The following is a 23,986-nucleotide window of genomic DNA, read 5'->3' on the forward strand; positions in this document are numbered from 1 at the left end:
CCGAGTTCCGCTTGCTATTCGGTGGGCTTCACGACTTCGCACCATTGGGGGCCTAACGCTGGTCGATGAACCTTGATGAGTACCAGTGGAATGTCCTTCTTGCCTGTCGCGCTGTTCTGAGTGGCCGTGAGCCAGCAAATCTTGCTATCCCTGCGCAGGGTGATCTCATACTCGCCGTTGGGTTCGGGAACGAGTCCGGCGGGAACGCCACAGAGCGCCAGACCACTCACACCCGAGAAACTGACGACGAACAGCTTGTTGGGACGGGCCTGTGTCGACGCCGATTGGCCATGCCCCACGCCCTCTCCCGTCTTGACGAGGTGGTTGCCGAATACCTGGGTGTCCCTGCAATCGCCCTGTGGTGACTCAAACGGAATCACGTTGTTGAAGCCCAGATTGACGAACCGTACGGTTGCCAGATCTGGGCCCTCGGCCGGATGGTAGGGGAATGCGCATCCCGACAGGGCGGCGGTTATCGCCGCGAGGACGACGGCGTTGAATCTCGAGGATCGGAGCGGCATGGTTCGTGGGATGGTCGAAAGAATCGACACGAACAATCGCGAGCCAGATGGGCTCGCGCCTTTGGTGGAGAGCTTCTTCATCGAAGAACCGAACATGAACGCCGGGCGCTGTGCGATCGCATGAGTACTTCGACGCAGTCCTATTTGCGAGGCTGCAGGAAAGCGTCGTAAGCAGGGGCCGAAAAGCCCGTGATGCCCCGGCCATTCACGAACAGTTGGGGCACGCCGCTGTTGCCACCCAATTGCGCATAGGCCAGTTTGCCTTCGGTGGTGTCGATGTCCACTTCGCGATAGCCGATGCCCTTGGTCGCCAGGTAGGCCTTCGCCTGCCGGCAGAAGCCGCACCACTTGGCCGAGAACAGCACCGTGTCGCGAGGCGGCGGTGCCGATGCACGGATGTCCGCGGACTTGCGCAGTTGCTCGATGTACGCGAGGGTTTCAGTGGACAGGGGGCTGGCCGGCAGGTTCTTGAACGTCAGCGTCTTCGATTCGCGTGCCTGTGGGGGCGGAACGTCGCTGTAGATCGTTCGGCCGTCGGGCCCGATGGACTTGTAGAGCGTGGTTGTCGTGGCGGACGAGCCATCGGCGGCGGATGCCGCGCTCGCAAGCAGAACCACGAAAATGGGGAGCAACCGCATGGGGGCGTACCTGTTGTCTGGTCGAGGCCAAGCAAGGCAGATGTTACAGGGGCCATCGGTGGTATCTGAAACAAGCCACAGGCCATCGCACGGAGGACCGCAGGCAATGAGTCGATCGAACGAGACGGGCCGAGCCCAGGACGAGATTTCCGCAGGCGTCGCCGCGCGTGGCAATGGACATGCGGTGCTGATCGCGGGCGCCGGCCCCACCGGCATGATGCTCGCGGGCGAGCTGGCGCTGGCCGGCGTCGACGTTGCGATCCTCGAGCGGCGCTCGAACCAGGACATCGAAGGATCGCGCGCCGGCGGCCTGCATGCGCGCACCCTCGAGATCTTCGACCAGCGCGGCATCGTCGACCGGTTCCTGGCCGAAGGCCAGACCGCCCAGGTGGCCGCGTTCGGCCTCAACCGGCTCGACATCGGCGACTTTCCGACGCGGCACAACTACGGATTGGCGCTGTGGCAGAAGCACATCGAGCGCATTCTTGCGGGCTGGATTGCCGAACTGGGAGTGACCACGTATCGGGAGCGCGAGGTGGTCGGCTTCGATCAGGACGAGGCCGGTGTCGACGTCCATCTGCGCGAAGGCCGGACGCTGCGCGCGCAATACCTGGTCGGCTGCGATGGCGGGCGCAGCGCGATCCGGAAGGCGGCGGGGATCGAGTTTCCGGGATGGGACGCCACGATCAGCCACATCCTTGCCGAAGCGGAGGTCGCCGAGGAGCCCATGTGGGGCATGCGGCACGACGCGATCGGGACCCACGGCCTGAGCCGCATGGACGACGGGAAGACAGTGCGGATCATGGTGACGGAGCGAGAAGTGGGACGCGCGGACCCGCCCACGCTGCGCGATCTGAGCGAGTGCCTGATGGCGCACTACGGCACCGACTTTGGCGTCCACAGCCCGCTTCATCTCTCGCGATTCACGGACATGGCCCGGCAGGCGGCGAGCTATCGCAAGGGCCGCATGCTGTTGGCCGGAGATGCAGCGCATGTGCACTACCCGGCGGGCGGGCAGGGGCTCAATCTAGGCGTGCAGGATGCCTTCAACCTCGGGTGGAAGCTGGCGCAAGTGGTCAAGGGGATTTCGCCGGAGAGTCTTCTCGATACTTATCAGGCAGAGCGGCATCCGGTAGGGGCGCTGGTGCTGCGCAATTCGCTGGCGCAGGTCGCGCTGCGGCGGCAGGACGATCGCAGCAAGGCGCTGGCGGAGAGCGTGTCGGAGCTGCTTCGGATGGAAGCGCCGCGCAAGCGCTTCGCGGGGATGATGTCTGGATTGGATATCCGGTATGACCTGGGGGAGGGGCACCCGTTGGTAGGACGGAGGATGCCGGATCTCGATGTCGTGACGGCCGACGGTACGAAGCGCGTCTTCACGCTGATGCACTCGGGGCGGCCGCTGCTGCTCAATTTCGGGATGCCGGGTGGTTCCGATGCGGAACGCCTGGCCGACAAGGTCCAGGTGATCGATGCCAGTTTCGATGGCACCTGGGAGCTTCCGGTGATCGGCGAGGTCGGTGCGCCGGCGGCCGTGTGGGTCAGGCCCGACGGCTACGTGGCGTGGGTTGGAGAGTCATCGTGGGAGGGTCTTGAAGAAGCCCTGACCACCTGGGTTGCAGCGCCACGCAGGACGTGATGCCTCAGGAGGCTACTTGCAATCCCCACCCATCGAAACAGTCCCATCCCTGCACTCGGTCAGCATCGGCTCCCCCACCGAAGCCGAGCCCGGTCCCGCCGCCACCGGCGCCGACCCCGCGCCTGTGCCGACGTCCCTTTCATAGACGATCTTCCTGCTGCCAAGCTCGCAACTCCCCACCACCTGCCCGTTCGTCGACGCGTCGGCCTCGACGACGGCCACGGTGAAGCGCGCCACGCCGGCGGCGGCGATCTTCGACTCGATGCGGGTGCGCAGGGCCTCGCAGTCCTCGGCCGCGTGCGCGCCGCCCGCCGCGCCGGCCAGGGCCAGCACGGCGGGGAGCATCGCGCGCCAGGAGGGCTTCATGGCTGCCGCCACCCGCGCGATGCCGATCAGCCCTGGGCCGAGGCCAGCGCCGCGTTGAGCGTGGCGCTCGGACGCATCACGGCCTCGAACTTGGCCTTGTCGGCCAGGTAGTAGCCGCCGATGTCCACGGCCTTGCCCTGCACGGCGGCGAGTTCGTCGACGATCTTCTGCTCGTTGGCGGCGAGGGTGCCGGCCAGCTTCACGAAGGCGGCCTGCAGGTCCTTGTCGTCGGTCTGCGCGGCCAGTTCCTGTGCCCAGTACATCGCCAGGTAGAACTGGCTGCCGCGGTTGTCGAGCTGGCCGGTCTTGGGCGAGGGGTTCTTGTTGTTGTCGAGCAGCTTGCCGGTGGCGGTGTCCAGGGTCTTGGCGAGGATCTTGGCCTTCTGGTTGCCGGTCTTGATACCCAGGTCTTCCAGGCTCACGGCCAGCGCAAGGAATTCGCCCAGCGAATCCCAGCGCAGGTGGTTCTCTTCCACCAGCTGCTGCACGTGCTTGGGGGCCGAGCCGCCCGCGCCGGTCTCGTACAGGCCGCCGCCGGCCATCAGCGGCACGATCGACAGCATCTTGGCCGAGGTGCCCAGTTCCATGATCGGGAACAGGTCGGTCAGGTAGTCGCGCAGGATGTTGCCGGTGGCGCTGATGGTGTCGAGGCCGCGGACCACGCGCTCCAGCGTGTAGCGCATGGCGCGCACCTGGCTCATGATCTGGATGTCCAGGCCCGAGGTGTTGTGCTCGTGCAGGTACATCTTGACCTTGGTGATCAGCTGGGCCTCGTGCGGGCGGTAGGCGTCGAGCCAGAACACGACCGGCATGCCGGAGTTGCGCGCGCGGGTGACGGCCAGCTTGACCCAGTCGCGGATCGCGGCGTCCTTGACCTGGCACATGCGCCAGATGTCGCCCTGCTCGACGTCCTCGCTCATCAGCACTTCGCCGGTGTCCAGGTCGGTGATGTTGGCGACGCCGTCCTCGGGGATCTCGAAGGTCTTGTCGTGCGAGCCGTATTCCTCGGCCTTCTGCGCCATCAGGCCGACGTTGGGCACGGTGCCCATGGTCTTGGGGTCGAAGGCGCCGTGCCACTTGCAGAAGTTGATGATCTCCTGGTAGATGCGGGCGAAGGTCGATTCGGGCATCACGGCCTTGACGTCCTTCAGGCGGCCGTCGGCGCCCCACATCTTGCCGCCGTTGCGGATCATCGCGGGCATGGAAGCGTCCACGATCACGTCGTTGGGCGAGTGGAAGTTGGTGATGCCCTTGGCCGAGTCGACCATGGCCAGCTCGGGGCGGTGCTCGTGGCAGGCGTGCAGGTCGCGCTTGATCTCGTCCTGGGTGCTCTGGGGCAGGGTGGCGATCTTGTTGTAGAGGTCGACCATGCCGTTGTTGACGTTGATGCCCAGCTCGTCGAACAGCTTGCCGTGCTTCTCGAAGGCTTCCTTGTAGAAGATCTTCACGCAGTGGCCGAACACGATGGGGTGCGAGACCTTCATCATGGTGGCCTTGACGTGCAGCGAGAACATCACGCCGGTCTTGTGCGCGTCCTCGATCTCCTTCTCGTAGAACTCGAGCAGGGCCTTCTTGCTCATGAACATGGAGTCGATGACCTCGCGGTCCAGCAGCGCGACCTTGGGCTTGAGCACGATGGTCTTGCCGCTCTTGGTGATGAGCTCCATCTTGACGTTGCGCGCGCGGTCCAGGGTCATGGACTTCTCGCCGTGGTAGAAGTCGCCGCCGTGCATGTGCGAGACGTGCGAGCGCGAGGCCTGGCTCCATTCGGCCATGCTGTGCGGGTTCTTGCGCGCGTATTCCTTGACCGCCTTGGGCGCGCGGCGGTCGGAGTTGCCCTCGCGCAGCACGGGGTTCACGGCGCTGCCGGTGCACTTGTTGTAGCGCGCGCGGATGTCCTTGTCCTCGTCCGTGGTCGGGTTTTCGGGGTAGTCGGGGATCTTGTAGCCCTTGCCCTGCAGTTCCTTGATGGCCGACTTGAGCTGGGCCACCGAGGCGCTGATGTTGGGCAGCTTGATGATGTTGGCTTCGGGCTTGAGGGTCAGCTTGCCAAGTTCGGCGAGGTTGTCCGGCACTTTCTGGTCGTCGGCCAGCAGCTCGGGGAATTCGCCCAGGATGCGGGCCGCCACGGAGATGTCGCTGGTTTCGACGTTGATCCCGGCCGGATTCGCGAAGGTGCGGATGATGGGCAGGAATGCGTAGGTCGCCAGCAGGGGCGCCTCGTCGGTCAGGGTGTAGACGATGGTGGGTTGCTTCGTGCTCATGCGCTTCTTCCGTAGATGCAGGTTGTCAAGTGCTGGAATTTCCGGCCGTCAGGGGGTGGCCCTTTTTTGGCCGTAACCCCGGATTGTCGCGCGACCGGGGCCGGGGCCGGCCGATGGGCCCCCGAAACCCTGGTACGGGGGTGTGTCTCAGGCCACCGGCACCCCAAAAATATCCCCGCGCGTCAGGGCCATCCCTGTCCGCGGCGAGCCGCCTGGCATCGCAAAATGATGCCCCCATGAGCGCCACCACCGTTTCGGCTGTTCCACCCCTCGCGCCCACCGACCCGCGGATCCGCGTCCTCGTCGCCGACGACCAGCCCCTGATCCGCCGCGGCATGGCCATGCTGCTCGATGCCGCATCCGACATCCAGGTCGTCGGCCAGGCCGCCGACGGCATGGAGGTGGTGGAGCTCGCCCGGCGCCTGCAGCCCGACGTGGTGCTGATGGACCTGCGCATGCCGCGCCAGAGCGGGGTGCTGGCCACGCGCGAGATCACGGCCGCGCTGCCGCGCACCCGGGTGATGGTGCTGACCACCTTCGACCGCGACGACCTGGTGTTCGACGCGGTGCGCGCCGGCGCGCAGGCCTACCTGCTCAAGGACGCGTCGGAGGACGAGGTGCTGGACACGGTGCGCGCGGTGCACCGCGGCGAGTCGCGCATGACGCCGCAGATCGCGCGCAAGGTGATGGACCAGTTCCGGCTGCTGGCCAACCACGTGGCGCAGGACGTGGCGGTGGAAGACCCGCCGGCCTCCGCCGAGCCCGAGTCGGCCGAGGCGCAGGAGGCGCAGGAGGCGCCCGACCCCCTGACCGAGCGCGAGACCGTGGTGCTCGACCTGATCGCCAAGGGCCAGAGCAACCGCCAGATCGCGGCGACGCTGAACCTGGCCGAGGGCACGGTGAAGAACCACGCGAGCCGCATCATGCAAAAGCTTCACGCGAACACGCGCACCGAACTGGCGGTGCTCGTGCTCGCGCGAAGAAAACAGCCCTGAAGAAAAAAAGACGCCGGGTCGTGCCCGGCGTCGTTCATTCGCTCAGTCGCTCATTCGCTGAAGCGGGTCATTCGCTCAGTCCGAAGCGTCCATGCTTGCCCGCGGGATTGGCGGACGAGGCCTCGACGTGCGCCTTGAGCATCGGCCGCAGCGCCACGATGGCCAGGAAGGCGGCGAACAGGTCCAGTCCCGCCACGGTGTAGAGCACGGTCGACCAGGTGCCGGTGGCCTCCATCATCAGGTTGCCGATGGGCACGAACAGAGCGCCGATGCCCTTGGCGCAGTACAGCACGCCGTAGATCTTGCCGATGTGCTTGGTGCCGAAGGCGTCGCCGGCCAGCGCGGAGAACAGCGAATACACCTCGCCCCAGGCCAGGAACACCACGCCCGACAGGATCAGGAAGGCCCACGGGTTGTGGCCGAAGTAGCCCAGCGCGATGATGCCGATGCCCTCGAGCGTGAAGGCGATCACCATGGTCTTCTCGCGGCCGATGTGGTCGGAGATCCAGCCGAACAGGGGGCGCGAGATGCCGTTCATCACGCGGTCGAGCATCAGCGCCAGCGGCAGCGCGGCCATGACGAAGAAGTGCAGGTCGACCTTGAACTCCTTCACGCCCAGGTCCTGCGCGATCACGCCCAGTTGCGCCACGGCCATCATGCCGCCGGTGACCACGCACGAGAACATCAGCAGCATCAGCCAGAACAGGCGGGTGTTCAGCGCTTCCTTCAGCGTGTAGTCGCGGCGGCTCTGCGTGAGCTTGGCCGAGGCGCGGATCTCGTGCGCCTTGGGGGCGCGCAGGAACCACGCGGCCAGGAAGGCCAGCGAACCCTGCATCACGCCGAAGAAGAAGAAGGCCTCCTGGAACCCGGACGATTCGATCATCGCGGCGATCGGCAGGATGGTCGCGGCCGAGCCGGCGCCGTAGCCGCCGGCCGTCAGGCCCACGGCCAGGCCGCGGCGGTCGGGGAACCACTTGAGCGCGTTGTTGATGCAGGTGGCGTAGATCGATCCCACGCCGATGCCGCCGACGGCCGCGCCGATGTAGAAGCCCAGCAGCGTGGTCGCCTGCGAGTTGATGACCCAGGCCGCGCCGATGAAGAGCGCGCCGAAGGCCACGATCAGCCGTGGCCCGAACTTGTCGATGAAGTAGCCCTCGATCGGCGCGAGCCAGGTCTGGACCAGCACGAAGATGGTGAAGGCGATCTGGATCGAGGCGCGCTCCCAGCCGAAGGACTTCTGGATCTCGGGCACGAACAGCGTCCACGCGTACTGGATGTTCGCGGTCGCGATCATGCAGACGATGCCGACGACCAGCTGCGTCCAGCGGCTGGCGTACCAGCGTACCGGGACGCCGGCGGAGGCGCCGACGGCCGGCGAGAGGGATGTGGGGGTGCTCATTGTCGAATGTCTCCTTGGCAGGTCACGCCGATCGCGTCGCGGCGCTGTCGAACTGGGTGGATGTGGCGCATCTCTCGACACGCTGCGCGATGGACGCAACTGTCGTCTCGAAAATAACTGCTCGCGCCTGCCGGAAGTCACGCCGCGACTCGAGGAAAACCCCGAGATATCAGGGTAAGTGCCCATACCGAAAGTCATGGGCTGACGCGGGCAGGGTCCTTTGCGACAATGCGCCGCCCATGACCGCGCGCCCCCCTCACGCCCCGCCGGCTTCGACCTCTCGATGAGCCTGCTGCAGCGCATCGACCCCCGACGCAGCCTCGCTGCCGCGATCGGCTGGCTGATGATCGCGCTGGCCATCTGCCTGGCGCTGGCGGCCAATCTCTGGCTGCGCAGCTTCGTGCGCTCGACCCTGCTCGAGGTGCACTCGCAGCGGCTGGAGACGGCCGGCGAGCACGTCAGCGCCGAGCTCGACACCGCGATGCTGCTGCGCCTGCAGTCGGTGAGCGTGGTGGCCTCGATCCTGTCGCAGGACGTGCAGGGCGACGACGCCGCGTGGCGGCAGCGTTCGCTCGAGGCGGTGCACCGCGGCGTGCCGGACCTGATCTGGCTGGCGCTGACCGACGCGGACGGTTTCATCGTCGCCGCCACCGACCCGAAGGTGGTGGGCGAGAACGTCAACCAGCATGCGTGGATCTCGCAGGGCCTGGCCGATGCGTGGATCGAGGAGGGCCGCTCGCCGGGCGAGCATTTCCTCAAGCTCAGCGCGCCGGTGAGCAATGCCGACGGCGCCATCGTCGGCGTGGTGGCGGCGCAGCTCAGCTGGCAATGGGTGGACCACACGGTGTCCGGCATCAAGGCCTCGCCGGGCGAGTGGCTGCTGATCGATCGAGACGGCATGGTGCGCCACGGCCCGGCGGCGCTGCTCGGCAAGCGCTGGCGCGAGATGGGCGACCTGGCCGCGCCCTTCGACCCGACGGTCGCCGGGCTGGGCACCGATGGCGCCGACCTGCCGGCGCGCATCCGGGTGCGGCGGCTGGTCGACAACAAGCCCTTCCTGGTGGCGGCGCCGCGCACCGAGCGCGACGGCACCCTGCGGCGCCTGGGCTGGCGCGTGGTGGTGGTCGAGCCGGTGGCCTCGCTGGCCTCGTTCGCGACCGCCATCGAATGGCGCATCACGCTGGTGCTCAGCATGCTGGGCCTGTGCGCCGCGGTGGTCGGCGTGGCCATGACGCACCGCCTGACCCACCGCGTGAGCGTGATCGCGAGATCGGCCGACGCGGTGCTCGCCGGCAGCGCCTCGCGCATCGAGGTGCCCGAGGGCGCCGACGAGGCCGCGCGCCTGGGCACCGCGCTCGACCGGCTGCTCGACACGTTGCAGCGCGAGCGCGACGAGCTGCGCCTGCTCAACGCCGAACTCGACGAGCGCGTGCGCCAGCGCACCGCCGAGATCAGCCGGCTGGCGCAGGAGTCGCGCGAATCGGCCGTGATGCGCGAGCGCCTGCGCATGGCGCGCGACCTGCACGACACGCTGGCGCATTCGATGATGGCCATGCTCACCGAGATCCGCGTGCTCAAGCACATCGCGACCACGCAGCCGCAGGAACTGCCCGACGAGCTGATGCGCGCCGAGCAGGCCGCGCGCGAGGGCCTGGACGAGGCGCGCCGCGCCATCGACCAGCTGCGCAGCAACCCGGTGCGCGACATCGGGCTGGGCGCGGCGCTGGTCGAGCTGGCCTGCGGCATGAACGAGCGCACGGGCATCGTGCTCGACTGCGAGCTCGCGCCCGACCTGCCGGCGCTGGCCGCCGAGCCCGCCGAGACCGTGTACCGCATGTGCGAGGAACTGCTGCGCAATGTCGAGCGCCATGCGGGCGCGCGGCACCTGGGCCTGCGCCTGCAGCCTGCCGACCCGGGCGTGCTGCAGCTGGAGATCGTCGACGACGGCGTGGGCTTCGACAGCCGGGCCATCGCGCCCGGGCACTACGGGCTGGTGGGGTTGCGCGAGCAGGCCGAGGCCATGGGCGTGCGGCTGGCCATCGACAGCCGGCCCGGCCAGGGCACGCGCGTGACCCTGCGCTGGGCCGCGCCCGGCTACGCGCCGATCGTCTGAGCGCGGGCCTCGGCCGGCCGCGTCGCCGGGCGCGCCTGCGCCATCTGCCGCGCCGCGATGTAGCCGAAGGTCATCGCCGGCCCGATGCTGCTGCCGCCGCCCGGATAGCGCCCGCGCATGATCGAGTTCATGTCGAGCCCGGCTGCGTAGAGCCCCTCGATCGGCGTGCCCTGGGGCGTCAGCACCTGTGCTTCGGCATTGGTCTCGAGGCCGCCCACCGTGCTGAGATCGCCCGGATGCAGCGCGAGCGCGTAGTAGGGCCCGTCGCCGATCGGCGCCACGCCCGGATTGGGCGCATGCGCCTGGTCGCCGCGAAAGCGCGAGTGCGCGTCGGCGCCCTTGCCGAACTCGGGGTCCTCGCCGCGCGCCGCGCCTTCGTTGAAGCGCCGCACCGTGGCCTCGAGTTCATGCGGATCGATGTGGAGGCGCCCCGCCAGCTGCGCCAGGGTCGGGGCCTCGATCAGGTAGCCCGCCTCGATCAGCGAGCGCGCGCTGAAGGGCGCGGGCCGCGCGAGGCCGAGGCCGTAGCGGCGCAGAAAGTCGCGGTTCGCGATCAGGTGCGCGGTGGTGATGCCCCGCCGGTGCATCGTGCCCACGAAGGTCTGGTACGAGCCGCCTTCGTTGACGAAGCGCCGCCCATCGGGCCCCACGGCGATGCAGCCGGGCATGGCACGGTCGATGAAGATGTGCGGGTACTTGACGATGCCGCCGTCGGGCTTGCGCAGCACCGACACCGGCGTCCAGATGCAGTCGCCCGCATGGGCCGGATCGTGCAGGCCGCCGACCGCCACGCCGAGGCGCACGCCGTCGCCGACGTTGCCCTCGGGCTGCAGCGAATGGTGATGCTCGGCAAACGGAATGTGCTTGCGGCGCATCGCCTCGCTCGCGCCATAGCCGCCGGTGGCCAGCAGCACGCCGCGCCGCGCGACCACCTGCAGGCGGCGGCCCTCGCGCTCGATCTCCACGCCGGTCACGCGGCCGTCGTGCATCGTGAGCTCGAGCGCGGGCGTGTTCTTCCACAGGGTCACGCCGGCCTGGATCGCCGAATGGAACAGCCGCGCCGCCAGCGCGTTGCCGTTGACGATGCGCGTGCCGCGCCCGTAGCGCAGCCGGTCGGCGACGAAGCGCCGCATCACGCGCGCGGTGTGGCGAAAACCGGCCCAGGTCTTGAGCGCATGGCGCATCGGATGGATGTCGGCACCCTCGATCTGCATGCTGCCGAACAGCATCAGCTGCGGCAGCGGCATGCGCAGGTCGGCCAGGCGGTGGCCGAGCAGCCGGCCGTCGAAGGCCTGCGTCAGCAGCGAGCGGCTGCGCGCCGCGCCCGGCAGGTCCGATTCGTAATCGGGCAGCGGAAAGGGCTTGAAGCGCACCTCGGAGTGCCGCTCCATGAAGGCCAGCATCTCGGGCGCATGGTCGAGGTAGCTGGCGACGAGGTCGTCGCGGTAGGCCTCGCCGAGCACGGCGCGCAGGTAGGTCTCGGCGGCCGCGCGCGAATCGTCGAGGCCGATCTGCTTCATCACGTGGTTGCACGGAATCCACGGCGCGCCGCCCGAGTAGGCGGTGGTGCCGCCGAACAGCGCGGTCTTCTCGACCACCAGCACCTCCAGGCCCAGTTGGCGCGCGGTGATGGCGGCGGTGAGTCCGGCCGCGCCGCTGCCGATGATGACCACGTCGGTTTCGATCATGGGGAACCTCTGGGAAATGATGGGATGGAAGGGCGTCAGTCGATGCCGAGCACGACGTTGCCGAGGACCTCGCCGCGCTCCACCAGTTCGTGCGCGCGCACGATCTCCTCGAGCGGCAGCAGCTGGCCGATGGTGTGCAGCAGCAGGTCGTCCTCGAGCAGCGGCAGCAGCTCGCGCAGGCAGGCCTCGCGCTCGCCCGGCGCGATCTCGTAGATGGTGAAGAAGCTCAGCGCGGCGCTCTTCTGCATCAGCACCACGGCCGGCAGCACGGCATCGAGGCCGGTCGTGCCGTAGACCACGACGCGCGCGCCGGGCTTCAGCAACTTCGGGTAGTGCGCCGCGTTGCGCGCGAGATCGACCTCGATCACGCGGTCCACGCCCGCGCCGCCCGTGAGGGCCTGCACGCCGTCGCCGAGGTCCTGCTCGCGGTAGTCGACGACATGGTCGGCACCTGCCGCGATGGCATGCGCGGCCTTGCGCGCCGAACTCACGCTGGCGATGACCTCGGCGCCGCGCAGCTTCGCGAACTGGATCGCATAGCGGCCCACCGAACCCGCGCCGCCGGCCACCAGCACGCGCTGGCCGGGGCCGCAGTCGGCCAGGCGCACGGCGTGCAGCGCGGTGAAGGCCGGAATGCCCAGGCAGGCGCCCTCGGCGAAGCCCAGCGCGGCCGGCAACGGCACGGCCTGCGCCGACGGCAGCGCGACGTAGTCGGCCGCGGTACCGAAGGCGCGCCGCCATTGGGCGTTCCAGGTCCACACGCGTTCGCCGATGCGCGCGGCGGGAACGCCATCGCCCACCGCGTCGATCACGCCGGCGCCGTCGCTGTGCGGAACGATCAGCGGCGCCACCAGCGCGCGGCCACCGCCGCCGCGCCGCATCTTCCAGTCGGAGGGGTTCACGCCCGAGCAGCGAAGCCGCACCCGCACCTCGCCCGGGCCGGGCTCGGGCCGCGGCTGCTCGCCGATGCGGATCACCTCGGCCGCTTCGCCCTGGCGCGTGTAGAAGGCGGCGCGCATGGTGCTCATGCCTCGCAGCCCGCGACGACGCCGCGCCGCTTGAGCTCGGCGATCTGCGCGGGCGTGAGGCCGATCTCAGCGAGCACCGCGTCGGTGTCCTGCCCGAGGCGCGGTGCGTTGCGCCGCTGCGCGCCGGGCGTGCGCGAGAGCTTGGGCACGATGCCCGGCACCTGCAGCGCATCGCCGTCGCCCATGGCGATGGTCTGCAGCATGCCGCGCGCGAGGTAGTGCGGATCGGCCGCGATGTCGGCCACCGAGTAGATGCGCCCGGCCGGCACCGAGGCCTCGTCGAGCCGCGCGAGCACCTCGGCCACGTCGCGTTGCGCGGTCCAGGCGCCGATGGCGGCATCGAGTTCGGCCACGCGCGCCACGCGGCCGGCGTTGTCGGCCAGCGCCGGATCGGCCGCGAGATCGGGTCGCTCGATCGTGGCCATGAGCCGGCGGAAGATGCTGTCGCCATTGCCCGCGATCAGCGCATAGCCGCCGTCGCCGCAGCGGTAGGCATTGCTCGGCGCGATGCCGGGCAGGGCGCTGCCGGCCGCGCCGCGCACCGCGCCGAAGGCGCTGTACTCGGGCAGCAGGCTTTCCATGCAGTTGAAGACCGACTCGTAGAGCGCCACGTCGATCACCTGGCCGCGGCCCGAGCGCTGACGCTCCTGCAGCGCCATCAGGATGCCGATCACGCCATGCAGCGCGGCCAGCGTGTCGCCCAGCGAGATGCCCACGCGCACCGGCACCCGGCCGGGTTCGGCCGTGAGATGGCGCAGCCCGCCCATGGCCTCGGCCACCACGCCGAAGCCGGGGCGGTCGCGGTAGGGGCCGGTCTGGCCGTAGCCGCTCACGCGCAGCACGATCAGCCGCGGGTTGGCCTCGAGCAGCGCCTCGGGACCGAGCCCCCAGCCCTCGAGCGCGCCGGGGCGGAAGTTCTCGATCAGCACGTCCGACTCGGCGGCGAGCCGGCGCACGATGGCCTGCGCCTCGCCGTCCTTGAGGTCGAGCGCGATCGAGCGCTTGTTGCGCGACTGCACCTGCCACCAGACCGAGGTGCCGTCCTTCAGCAGCCGCCACTTGCGCAGCGGATCGCCGGCGCCGGGCGGCTCGATCTTGATGACCTCGGCGCCGAAGTCGCCGAGCGTCTTGGCGGCGAAGGGGCCCGCGATCAGCTGGCCCATCTCGAGCACCTTGAGGCCCGCGAGCGGACCGCGCGCTTCGCTCGTCGTCGTCATGCCGGCACGATGCGCATCGGCAGCCGGTCGAGCGTGCGCATCTGGTTGATCGGCCGGTAGCTGGCCGGCGCCGTGAGTTCCATGCGCGCCACGCGGCGGCTCAGCGCGCCGATCAGCGCTTCCGATTCCTGGCGCGCGAGCATCTGGCCGATGCAGGCATGGATGCCGTTGCCCAGCGCCACGTGGCTGCCCGCGAGCGCGGGGCGGTCGACGTCGAAGCGCTCGGGCTCGGGGAACTGGCGTGGATCGCGGTTGGCCGCGCCCATGAACACGCCGATCTTGGTGTCGGCGGCCAGGCGCACGCCCGAGAGCTCGGTCTCGCCGCGCGTGGTGCGGTAGGTGACCTGGAACGGCGTCTCGTGGCGGATGCCTTCCTCGAACGCGGCCTTGACCTTGGCCGGCTCGCCGCGCACGCGCTCCCACTGGGCCGGGTTCTTCGCGAGCTGGTGCAGCGTGAAGCCGATGCCGGCGATGGTCGAGTCGGTGCCGCCGCCCACGAAGCTGCGCACCACGTTCGAGGCGATGCCTTCGTCGAGTTCGCCCGCGTCCTCGGCGCGGAACAGCAGCTCGGCGATCGAGTCCGGAATCACGCCCTGGCGCGACACGCTCTCCTCGAACCACGCGAGGTAGGGCTGCGCGGCCTGCATCGCGCGCTCGTAGAGCGCGTTGCGCGGGCCGCTCTGGTTGAAGCGCATCTCGCCGATGGCCAGGGTCTCGGTGCGCGGCAGCCGCACGCCCACCGCGGCGGGGAAGGCTTCGAGCACGAAGCGCTCGGCGCAGTCCTCCACGCCGTCGAACTCGCGCTGGTCCAGCAGTCGTTCGACCAGCGACTCGGCCTTGCGCTCGAAGCCTTCCTTCCAGCGCCGGATCACCAGCGGCGACAGCAGGCGCGTGACCACCGAGCGGATCTTCGTGTGGTCTGGCGGGTCGGCCTCGAGCAGCCGGCTCGGGATGCGGAACTCGCCGGGCTTGCGGATGTCCTGGATGCCGATGCCGCCCGCGTTGGTGAAGCGTGCATGGTCGGCCAGCACGGTCTTGGCCTCGGCATGGCGGCCCACGGCATAGATGCCGTGCGGCGCGATGAAGGCCACGGGACCGGCTTCGCGCAGCGCCTCGTGGAACGGATAGGGATCGAGCAGCACCTCGATCGCGTACGGGTCGATGTCCAGCACGGGCGCGTCGCGCAGCGCGACGGGTTCGGCGGTGGTGGTCATGCAGGGGCTCCTGGCGTGGGGGAATGCATCGAGTCTCGATGGCCGTCCGCCGCGCGTCAGTCCCCTTGACGGGGACGGCGCGAGCCCGTCGCGGGCCCGTCGCGCGCTTGCGTCCCCGGCAAGGGGACAGACGCCGCGCGCGCCGCTTGATGTACTCGCGCCGGCTCGAAGAACGACCATCCCCGGAACCAGGAGACACACATGCGCGCTTCCCTGCTAGCCCTCGTGGCCTGCACCGCCTTCGCGACCGCGGCGACGGCACAGGCCCAGAAGACCTACGGCCCCGGTGCCAGCGACACCGAGATCAAGCTCGGCCAGACCGTGGCCTACAGCGGTCCCGGCTCGGCCTATTCGATGGTGGGCCGCATGTCGGTGGCCTACTTCAAGATGCTCAACGAGACCAAGGGCGGGGTCAACGGACGCAAGATCAACCTGCTGTCGGTCGACGATGCCTACAGCCCGCCCAAGACCGTGGAGGGCACGCGCAAGCTGGTCGAGTCCGACCAGGTGCTGGCGCTGGTCAACTCCATGGGCACGGCCTCGCAGACCTCGGTGCAGAAGTACCTCAACGGCAAGAAGGTGCCGCAGGTGTTCTTCTATGCCTCGAGCCCGAACCTGCACGACTCCGCCGCCACGCCGTGGACCGTGCCCTTCTCCTTCGCCTACGACATCGAGGGCTCGATCTACGGCAAGTATCTCGTCGAGTCCAAGCCCAACGCGAAGATCGGCGTGCTCTACCAGAACGACGACGTGGGCAAGTCCTACATGCGCGGCTTCCGCAAGGCGCTGGGAGCGAAGCAGTCGAACATCGTGAAGGAGGTGAGCCAGGAGATGAGCGATCCGACCGTCGACTCGCAGATCCTGCAGCTGCAGGCCTCGGGCGCCGAGGTGCTGGTGGCCTTCACCTCGAACAAGGCGCAGGCGCAGGCGATCCGCAAGGCCGCGGCGATCGGCTGGAAGCCGTTCTACATCGTGCCCTACGTGTCGAGCTCGATCAGCGGCGTGCTGACCCCGGCCGGCCTCGACAACTCGGTGGGGCTGGTGTCGAGCTACTGGTTCAAGACGCCGTCGGACCCGACCTGGAACAACGACAAGGCGATGCAGGAGTACCTGGCCTTCTTCAAGAAGTACCTGCCCAACGACGATCCGGGCGACACCACCTCGGTCTACACCTACATGGGCGCGCAGCTCACGGCGCTGGTGCTCGAGCGCTGCGGCGACAACCTCACGCGCGAGAACTTCCTCAAGCAGGTGCAGGGGCTCAAGGACATCGAGCTCGGCATGCTGCTGCCCGGCATGAAGATCAACTTCCGCGCCGACGACTACTACCCGATCCGCCAGGCGCGGCTCGCGCAGTTCGATGGCAAGTCGTGGAAGCCGATGACGGAACTGATCACCATCGAGCGCTGAACGCGCGCGGCTCGCGCGGCTCGCGACCGCGGGCATGACGAAGGTCATGCCGGGGCTTGCTTGGCGAAGGGCACGCCAGCCTCTACGATGAGGCCCCCTTGTCCCGCGGGCCCGCCGCCATGTCCACCTCCGCCCGAGCCGCCGTCCTGCTGGTCGACGACCATGCGCTGGTGCGCCTGGGCTTTCGCGCGCTGACGCAGGCGCACGGCGCCTACACCGGCGAGGGCATGGAGGCGCTGGAAGCCAGCACGCTGGCCGAGGCGATGGCGCTCTACGAGCGGCACCGCTGCGCGATCGGCCTGGTGCTGCTCGACCTCGCGCTGCCCGACACGCAGGGCCTGTCGGGCCTGGTCGAGTTCCAGGCCCGCTTTCCCGACGCCACCATCGCCATGCTCTCGGGCAGCCGGCAACCGGCCCAGGTGCAGGCGGCGCTCGCGATGGGCGCGGTGGCGTGGCTGCAGAAGGGCGGCGACCTGCAGGAGCTCGCGCACTTCCTGCGCCGCTGGCGCGAGGACGGCGTGCCGCCGCCGGGCGATGCAGCCGATGCAGCCGATCCCGCCACGGCGCCGGGGCAGGCCCTGGGGCTGCGCCAGCAGCAGGTGCTGCGGCACGTGCTCGAGGGCATGTCGAACCGCGAGATCGCCGAAGCGATGTCGCTCGGCGAGGGCACGGTGAAGAACCACGTCACCAGCCTGCTGCTGCGCTTCGGCATGCGCTCGCGCTCGCAGCTCATCAGCCGGCTCGGCGCGCAGGGCTGAGCGGTGGGCGACGACGGGCTGGACACGCTCGGGCTGCCCGCCGCCGATCCGGCGCGGCAGGCCCGCGTCGAGGCGCGCGTGCGCGAGCGGCAGGCCGACCAGGTGCTGGCCTACCTGCGGCGATTGCCCTATTCCTATGCCGGCTTCGTGCTGGTGGCGGTGATCGGCTGGCGCCACGGGCTGCGGCTGTCGCTGCCGTGCTGGCTCTCGGCGCTGGCCGTCGTCACCTTCCTGCGCTGCCGCCAGGGACGCCGGATCGAGCGCCTGAGCCCTCCCGCGCGCGCGGCCGCGCTGCCGGTGCTGCTGCGCGGCTTCCTCGCGGGCGGGCTGCTCAATGGCGCGATCCTGCCCTTCGTGTTCATGGCACCGGGCGACGACTTCGCGCCGCTGGCCGTTTCGGCGATCCTGATCCTGGTGCTCTCGGTGGGCGCCGACGGGGTGGCCGGTTCCACGCGCGCCTTCGCGAGCCTCTCGCTGCCGCCCACGCTGCTGATGTCGCTGGGCTGGTTCCTGCGCGGCACGCCGATCGACGTGCTGATCGGTTTCGGCCCCTGGCTCGCCTACTTCCTGCTGCTGGCCGGCGTGCGCGACCGCGCGCGCACCCTGCATGCGCTGATGGAGATGGTCGACGCCAACCTGCACCTGTCGAACGTGGCGCGCGAGGAGCGCGACCGCGCGCGCGAACTGAGCGCCGCCAAGACGCGCTTCCTCGCGGCGGCCAGCCACGACCTGCGCCAGCCGCTGCATGCCATCAGCCTGTTCGGCGCCGCGCTCGAGCACGAGCTGGGCGGCCATCCCGCGCAGGCCAATGCGCGCCGGCTGATGGGCGCGGTGCGCACGCTCGACAGCTCGCTCGACGCGATGCTCGACATCTCGCAGCTCGACGCGGGCGTGGTCCGCACCGAGCTGCGGCCGTTGCCGCTGCAGGGCCTCTTCGAGCGCGTGTTCGACCTGTTCGAGCCGCGCGCCAACCAGCGCGAGCTGGAGCTGCGCGTGCGCTCCAGCCCGCTGTGGGTGCGCAGCGATGCGCAGCTGCTGCAGCGCCTGCTGGGCAACCTGGTGGACAACGCGCTCAAGTACACCGAGCGCGGTGGCGTGGTGGTGCGCGCCCGGGCGCGCGGCGACGCGGTGTGGCTCGAGGTGCGCGACACCGGCATCGGCATCGCCGAGCAGCATCGCGCGCGCGTGTTCGACGAGTTCTACCAGGCCGGCAATGCCGGACGCGACCGCTCGCGCGGCCTGGGCGTGGGGCTGTCGATCGTGCAGCGCATCGCGGCGCTGCTCGCGCATCCGCTGGTGCTGCGCACGCGCGAGGGGCGCGGCACCTGCTTCCGGCTGGTGCTGCCCGCGGCCGAGGCGCCGCCGGTGGAGGCCGTCGCCGCGGCGGCCGCGCAGCCCTGGCAGACCGTGTTGCCGCCGTTGGGCCAGGGCGAACTCGCGCGGCGCGTGCTGGTGCTCGACGACGATGCCGACGCGCGCGCGGCGATGGTCGAGGTGCTGCGCGCCTTCGGCGTGCAGGCCGCGAGCGTGGACACCGAGGCGGCCGCCCTGGCGGCGTTGCGCGAGGCGCAAGAGGGCGGCGCGCCGTTCGAGGCCGCGCTGTGCGACTGGCGGCTGCGCGACGGCGAGGATGGCCTCGCGGCCGCACAGCGCCTGCGCGCGGCCGACGGCGGCCTGCACGTGCTGATGGTCACGGGCGAGACCGACCCGCTGCGGCTGCAGGCGCTGCAGGCCAGCGGCCTGCCGGTGCTGTTCAAGCCGGTGGAGGCCCGGCAGCTGGTGTCGGCGCTGGTGATCGATCGCGCCATCGGCCGAGCCGCGGCGGCGGCCTCTGCCTGAAGGCATAGGCCGCCGCCACATGACCTTCTTCACTCACTGCCCGGCGCGGCTTGCTTCTAACTTCTGCGGGAGGCGCCTTCGGGCGCGGTCCACCCATTGCACGAGGAGAAGCCCATGCATCCCATCCTGCCGGCACGCCGATCGCGGCGCGGCGTCGCCCGTTTCGCCACCGCGCTCGGCCTGGCCTTGCTGCTCGCGGCCTGCGGTGGGGGCGGCGGCGGGGGTGGCGTCGGCCTGCCGGTGGTCCCGCCGACACCGGCCCCGGCCGAAGGCAGCGCCACGCTCGGCGCCGAGGGCGGCGTGGTCGAAGGCCCCGACGGCGTGCGCGTCACCGTGCCGCCCGGCGCCTTGCGCGAGCGCGTCACCTTGCGCATCGCGCGCGACGGCAGCGGCGCGCCCGGCATGCCGCCCGAGGCGCAGCGGCTGTCGGCCGTCTATGCCTTCACGCCGCACGGGCAGCAGTTCGACCTGCCGGTGGAGATCCGGCTGCCGATCGATGCATCGGGCCTGCCCGCGGACCGCAGCCCGCCTGTGCTGCTGAGCCAGCCCGGCGAGCCGTGGATCGGCCTGCCGGCCGACGAGGTGAAGCGCGACGGCAACGCGGTGCGCTTCCTCAGCACGCATTTCTCGTGGGGCCTGGCGGCCTGCGAATACAAGTGCACCGACGGCCAGCCCTGGTTCGGCGGCGCGCTGCTCGGCAGCTACACGCTGCTGCCCGCGCAGGCCGTGGCGGGCCAGCCGCAGTACAAGCTGATCGACCAGGCGGGCACGCGCACCGCGCGCCTGCAGGTGAACGCCATCGCCTACCAGCCCGGCACCAACCGCACCTGGTGCGAAGGCCCGATCACGCTGCGGCTGATGCGCCACGACGGCCGCGGCACGCGCAGCTTCATCGCCAGCCGCGTGCTGGCCGGTCCGGGCAGCGTCGACGTGCCGGTGGCTTTCGACCACGGCTTCAACGGCACCGGCGGCCTGTACGCGGACTGGAGCTGCACCTTGCGCAGCGGCTATCCGCCCAACGTGGCCTTCGCCTACGACGGCTGGCCCCATCCCTTCGGCGTGGCCGCCGTGAAGGTGGCGATTCCGGTGCCGGTGGCGGCACCGGTCATCACGCGCCAGCCCGTCGATGCCACGGCGGGTGCGGGCCAGGCGGCAAACTTCAGCGTGGCGGCGACGGCGCCCGACAGCCTGTTCGTGCAGTGGCAGCGCAGCGACGACGCGGGCGCGAGCTGGCGCAACGTCGGCACCGGCACCAGCTTCTCGGTGGCGAACGCGCAGGCGGCCGACCATGGCGCGCTGATCAGGGCCCAGGTCTGCAACGCGCGCGGCCTCACGCTGAACTGCATCGATTCGAACGTGGTGCGGCTCGACTACACCGGACCGATCGCGCCCGCCATCGTGCAGGCGCCGCAAGACCTCTCGGTGGTCGCGGGGCAGACGGCCTCGTTCACCGCGACCGCCAGCGGCCGGCCCGCGCCGACCTTCGCATGGTTCCGCAAGGCCGCCGCCGGCGACCAGCAGGTCGGCACCGGCGCGACCTACACCACGCCGGCCACGCAGCTGTCCGACGATGGCGCGCGCTTCTATGCGGTGGCGACCAACAGCGGCGGGCGCGCGGTGTCGAGCGAGGCCGTGCTGCGCGTGGCCTCGGCCGCGCAGGCGCCCACGGTGGGTGCGATCTCGGCGACGCCGGGCCTGTCGATCGTCGCCTGCGCCAGCGTGACCCTGAGCGCCACCGCGAGCGGCACCGCGCCGCTCCAGCATCGGTGGCGCCGCAACGGCACGCCGCTGGCCGACGGCGCGCAGGCCGTCAGCTGCAACGGCAGCCCGGCCACCGTGAGCGGCGCGGGCAGCGCAACGCTGGTGCTCGGCAACGTGCCGGCGGCCTGGAGCGGCAGCAGCCTCGACCTCGCGGTGAGCAACAGCGCGGGCAATGCCAACGCCGCGGCGGTCACGCTCACCGTGACCGCGCCGCCGAGCGGCCAGGGCTGGAGCCCGGGCGCGACGATCCGCGCGCCCTTCGATGCCTCGCCGTGGAACTACGGCGACGCCGCCCTGCAGGGCTACGGCAACGGCGATGCCTGGGCCCTGCTGAGCGACGGCGGCCGCAACGTCTGGGCCACGCGCTACCGCGCGGCGTCCGGCGCCTGGGATCCGGCCCAGCCGATCGCGGCGGTCGCCGAGGCCGCGCAGGCCGCGCCCGTGGGCATCGCCACCGACGACCAGGGCCGTGCCGTGGCCGTCTGGGTCGAGATCATCAACGGCATGCCGCGCCTGTGGATGCGCCATCACGGCGGCACGGCCTGGAGCGCCGCGCGGCGGCTCGACGACGGCGCCGATCTCGGCGAGAGCGTGCGCATGGGCCTGTTCCCCTGGCAGCAGGCGCGCGTGCAGCGCTCGGGCGGCCAGGCGCTGATCGCGTGGTCCAGCACGCACGACAGCCAGGGCAGCACGGTGCGGGTGCGCCGCCTGCGGCTGTCCGATGGCCTGCTCGAAGCGGCGAGCACGCTCGGCAGCTCGATCGCGTCGCTCGAGCGCGATACCTATCGCATGCCGCTGCAGCTCGCGGTGAACTCGCGCGGCGACGCCATGGCCTTCTGGCATCACCTCGACGGCACGGTGCGCGCCGCGCGCTATGCGTTGACCACCGAGCAATGGACGCTCTGGTCCGGTCCCGGGCCCAATGCGGCCGACTACCCCGCGTTCGCGCTCGACGGCACCGGCCGCGCCTGGCAGGCCGTGCCCGTGGACAGCAACGGCCAGGGACAGGAGATCGACGTCTACAGCCTCGGCCCGGCCGATACGCGCTGGACGCCGCACGGCTTCGTCACGGCCGGCCGCCTCGGGGCCCACGGCGCGCCGAAGCTGGTGGCCGACGATGCAGGCAACGCGATCCTCGCGTGGCCTTGCGGCACCTGCGCGGGGGCCAACCTGCCGATGAACAACGCGCCGATCCACGGCAGCCGTTTCTCGGCCGCGACCCAGGCCTGGAGCGCGCCGCAACAGCTGGACCCGCGCGCCGCCGGCAGCAACGGCTTCGTCGACATGAGCAGCTTCGACCTGCGCATGAACGCGCGCGGCGATGCGCTGCTGAGCTGGGCCTACACCGAGAACGTGCTGGGCAACGGCACGGGCGTGGGGCTCAGGATCCATGCGCGGCAGTTCCGGTCCGACACGCTCGCATGGGGCGCGGTCACGCAGATCGCCGCCTCGAGCCTCGGCGAGCATTTCGCGCCGGTCGCCTGGCTGGCGCCCGATTCACCGCGCGCCATGCTGCTGTGGGCGCACGCGCCGGGCGGGCAGGGCACGCAGGCCGGCTGGTCCGTCTACCTGCCTTGAGGGCAGGGCGACCGACTCAGGGCCGCGGCTGGCGCTCGATGCTGAGCTCGCGCCGGCAGCTCATGTCGGCCATGCGGATCGCCTGCGGCGCGCTGTCCATCGAACGGCCCGTGGGCTCGAGCGCGCCCCACTGGTTGCGCGTGAGCTCCACGCCATAGCGCATCTCCCAGCGCTTGCCGACGATCTGCTCCATGCAGTGCTCGGCACCCGCATAGCGTTCCGCCATCTCGATCCCGTCGGCCGGATCCGCCTGGACGGCGGCGGTGGCGAGCAGGGAACACAGGAGGAGGGCGGCGCGTGCGGGGAAGCGAAGGAGCATGGTGGATGCGAAGGAGGGGATTGAACAAAAGTCGCGGATTTTAACGACCGGCTCGCGCACGATGCCGGCCGTTACAAGATGACGCGGCTCAGTCGCGCAGGCTGCTCGCGAGCCGCACCACCTCGGCCAGGGTCGCGAGCTGCCCGGCGTGCTCGGTCGCGAGCCGCGCGAGCTTCCTGCGGCCCGCGGGCAGCAGGTGCACCTCCACCTGGCGCCTATCGACGGCGCTGGGCTTGCGCACGACCAGGCCTGCTTCCTCGCAGCGCGACACCAGCGCCACCACGCCGTGCGGCTGCGCCTGCAGGCGCTCGGCCAGCTCGCCGATCGAGGCCCAGTCGCGGCCCGGGAAGCCTTGCGTGTGGAGCAGCAACTGGTACTGCAGCGCCGTGATGCCTTCCTCGCGCGCGGCGTCCTCGCTGAAGCGCAGGAAGCTGCGCAGCGTGTAGCGGAAATCGGAGAGGGCTTCGAAGCGTTGCTTCTGGAGCGGGCTGGAGGACGTCGACATGGGCGGGAGCGGCGGAGGAAAGGGGAATGTATCAGCCGGTCCGGAGGCCCAGAGGGTAATTACTCATGTTGTGACATAAAACATGTCATAGCATGATGGAACTGATCGGAAGCTGACCATGGGTCCGCGATCGATTGTTTCGCGCGGGCGCCCTGCGTTCGTTGTCACCCACCCCCGCTTCGCCTGCCCGCGTCCATCGGCGCGGTCGGTCGCGGCGTTGCCTCCTCCTCCAAACCCATGAAGATCAAGAGCCAGAAGGACTTTCTGTCTGGAGCCATGTTCATCTGCGTCGGCGCGGCGTTCGCGATCGGCGCCACCAACTACACCATCGGCAGCGGGGCGCGCATGGGGCCCGGCTACTTCCCGTTGATGCTGGGCATCCTGCTCGCGATCGGCGGCGCGGTCGTGCTGGCGGGATCGCTGCGCTTCGGCACTCCGGACGGCGAGCGCGTCGGGCGCATCGCCTGGAAGCCGCTCTTGCTGATCATCGGTGCCAACCTGGTGTTCGGCGTGCTGCTGGGCGGCCTGCCGACCTGGAGCGTGCCGGCCATGGGCCTGATCGTCGCGATCTACGCGCTGGTCGCCATCGCGAGCATCGCGGGGCCGCGCTTCTCGATCCGCACGGCCTTGATCCTCGGGACCATCCTCGCGATCGGCAGCTACCTGACCTTCATCGTCGGCCTGAGCCTGCAGTTCCAGGTCTGGCCCACCTTCATCAGCGGCTGAGGACGAGCGAC

Annotated in this window: 19 protein-coding genes; 8 read left to right on the plus strand and 11 right to left on the minus strand. The window is 70.2% G+C overall.

What is annotated here, in order from left to right; genetic code table 11:
* Nucleotides 1–14 precede the first annotated feature (14 nt).
* Together INQ48_39110 and INQ48_39115 are read right to left on the minus strand one after the other, a co-directional pair.
* Nucleotides 15–602 carry a hypothetical protein gene (locus tag INQ48_39110; protein QRF61399.1) on the minus strand — a complete coding sequence of 196 codons (588 nt, stop codon included), beginning with the start codon at nt 600–602 and terminating at the stop codon, nt 15–17.
* Between the two features lie 59 nt (nt 603–661).
* Nucleotides 662–1,159: a glutaredoxin family protein gene (locus INQ48_39115; protein ID QRF61400.1), complete on the minus strand. Its 498-nt coding sequence runs from the start codon at nt 1,157–1,159 to the stop codon at nt 662–664.
* A gap of 106 nt (nt 1,160–1,265) precedes the next feature.
* Here INQ48_39115 and INQ48_39120 point away from each other — a divergent pair, with 106 nt between their 5' ends.
* Nucleotides 1,266–2,795: an FAD-dependent monooxygenase gene (locus INQ48_39120; protein ID QRF61401.1), complete on the plus strand. Its 1,530-nt coding sequence runs from the start codon at nt 1,266–1,268 to the stop codon at nt 2,793–2,795.
* Between the two features lie 12 nt (nt 2,796–2,807).
* On the opposite strand, the gene INQ48_39125 is transcribed toward INQ48_39120, so the two are convergent.
* The gene (locus INQ48_39125; protein ID QRF61402.1) at nt 2,808–3,161 is read right to left on the minus strand and encodes a DUF1161 domain-containing protein; all 354 of its coding nucleotides are present in this window, start codon (nt 3,159–3,161) and stop codon (nt 2,808–2,810) included.
* Between the two features lie 26 nt (nt 3,162–3,187).
* Nucleotides 3,188–5,425: an NADP-dependent isocitrate dehydrogenase gene (locus tag INQ48_39130; GenBank protein ID QRF61403.1), complete on the minus strand. Its 2,238-nt coding sequence runs from the start codon at nt 5,423–5,425 to the stop codon at nt 3,188–3,190.
* A 236-nt stretch (nt 5,426–5,661) separates the two neighbouring features.
* On the opposite strand from INQ48_39130, the gene INQ48_39135 reads away from it, so the two are divergent.
* Nucleotides 5,662–6,420 carry a response regulator transcription factor gene (locus INQ48_39135; GenBank protein ID QRF61404.1) on the plus strand — a complete coding sequence of 253 codons (759 nt, stop codon included), beginning with the start codon at nt 5,662–5,664 and terminating at the stop codon, nt 6,418–6,420.
* 67 nt (nt 6,421–6,487) lie between these two features.
* On the opposite strand, the gene oxlT is transcribed toward INQ48_39135, so the two are convergent.
* Entirely contained in the window at nt 6,488–7,819 is a 1,332-nt protein-coding gene (gene oxlT / locus INQ48_39140) for an oxalate/formate MFS antiporter (protein QRF61405.1), read from the minus strand.
* Between the two features lie 283 nt (nt 7,820–8,102).
* Between oxlT and INQ48_39145 the strand changes: the two genes are divergently transcribed.
* Nucleotides 8,103–9,932, plus strand: coding sequence for a histidine kinase (locus INQ48_39145; GenBank protein QRF61406.1), 1,830 nt, complete (start codon nt 8,103–8,105; stop codon nt 9,930–9,932).
* Here the strand turns inward: INQ48_39145 and INQ48_39150 are convergent.
* Genes INQ48_39150 through INQ48_39165 form a run of 4 tightly spaced genes read right to left on the minus strand, consistent with a single transcriptional unit; the run spans nt 9,914 to nt 15,079 of the window.
* Nucleotides 9,914–11,620 carry an FAD-dependent oxidoreductase gene (locus tag INQ48_39150; protein QRF61407.1) on the minus strand — a complete coding sequence of 569 codons (1,707 nt, stop codon included), beginning with the start codon at nt 11,618–11,620 and terminating at the stop codon, nt 9,914–9,916. The two genes, INQ48_39145 and INQ48_39150, sit on opposite strands and share 19 nt — an antisense overlap.
* Before the next feature lie 35 nt (nt 11,621–11,655).
* The gene (locus INQ48_39155) at nt 11,656–12,639 is read right to left on the minus strand and encodes an NADPH:quinone reductase (GenBank protein QRF63161.1); all 984 of its coding nucleotides are present in this window, start codon (nt 12,637–12,639) and stop codon (nt 11,656–11,658) included.
* Nucleotides 12,640–12,644: 5 nt separating this feature from the next.
* A complete protein-coding gene (locus tag INQ48_39160) occupies nt 12,645–13,865 on the minus strand; it encodes a CoA transferase (protein ID QRF61408.1) in 1,221 nt (406 codons plus the stop codon).
* Nucleotides 13,862–15,079 (minus strand): cytochrome P450, encoded by a 1,218-nt coding sequence (locus INQ48_39165; GenBank protein QRF61409.1) that lies wholly within the window; start codon nt 15,077–15,079, stop codon nt 13,862–13,864. The genes INQ48_39160 and INQ48_39165 overlap by 4 nt, the downstream gene beginning before the upstream one ends.
* Before the next feature lie 201 nt (nt 15,080–15,280).
* On the opposite strand from INQ48_39165, the gene INQ48_39170 reads away from it, so the two are divergent.
* The 4 genes from INQ48_39170 (at nt 15,281) to INQ48_39185 (ending at nt 22,425) form a co-directional block, all read left to right on the plus strand.
* Nucleotides 15,281–16,489 (plus strand): ABC transporter substrate-binding protein, encoded by a 1,209-nt coding sequence (locus tag INQ48_39170; GenBank protein ID QRF61410.1) that lies wholly within the window; start codon nt 15,281–15,283, stop codon nt 16,487–16,489.
* A gap of 119 nt (nt 16,490–16,608) precedes the next feature.
* Nucleotides 16,609–17,247: a response regulator transcription factor gene (locus tag INQ48_39175; GenBank protein ID QRF61411.1), complete on the plus strand. Its 639-nt coding sequence runs from the start codon at nt 16,609–16,611 to the stop codon at nt 17,245–17,247.
* A gap of 3 nt (nt 17,248–17,250) precedes the next feature.
* Complete coding sequence (locus tag INQ48_39180) at nt 17,251–19,086, plus strand: response regulator (protein QRF61412.1); 1,836 nt, start codon at nt 17,251–17,253, stop codon at nt 19,084–19,086.
* Nucleotides 19,087–19,200: 114 nt separating this feature from the next.
* Nucleotides 19,201–22,425 (plus strand): hypothetical protein, encoded by a 3,225-nt coding sequence (locus INQ48_39185; protein ID QRF61413.1) that lies wholly within the window; start codon nt 19,201–19,203, stop codon nt 22,423–22,425.
* 16 nt (nt 22,426–22,441) lie between these two features.
* Here the strand turns inward: INQ48_39185 and INQ48_39190 are convergent, their stop codons facing one another.
* A complete protein-coding gene (locus tag INQ48_39190; protein ID QRF61414.1) occupies nt 22,442–22,744 on the minus strand; it encodes a hypothetical protein in 303 nt (100 codons plus the stop codon).
* Nucleotides 22,745–22,832: 88 nt separating this feature from the next.
* Nucleotides 22,833–23,249 (minus strand): winged helix-turn-helix transcriptional regulator, encoded by a 417-nt coding sequence (locus tag INQ48_39195; GenBank protein QRF61415.1) that lies wholly within the window; start codon nt 23,247–23,249, stop codon nt 22,833–22,835.
* A gap of 237 nt (nt 23,250–23,486) precedes the next feature.
* Here INQ48_39195 and INQ48_39200 point away from each other — a divergent pair, with 237 nt between their 5' ends.
* Complete coding sequence (locus INQ48_39200) at nt 23,487–23,975, plus strand: tripartite tricarboxylate transporter TctB family protein (protein ID QRF61416.1); 489 nt, start codon at nt 23,487–23,489, stop codon at nt 23,973–23,975.
* Nucleotides 23,976–23,986 lie beyond the last annotated feature (11 nt).

The sequence above is a fragment of the Variovorax paradoxus genome (assembly GCA_016806145.1).
Classification (GTDB): Bacteria; Pseudomonadota; Gammaproteobacteria; order Burkholderiales; family Burkholderiaceae_C; genus Variovorax.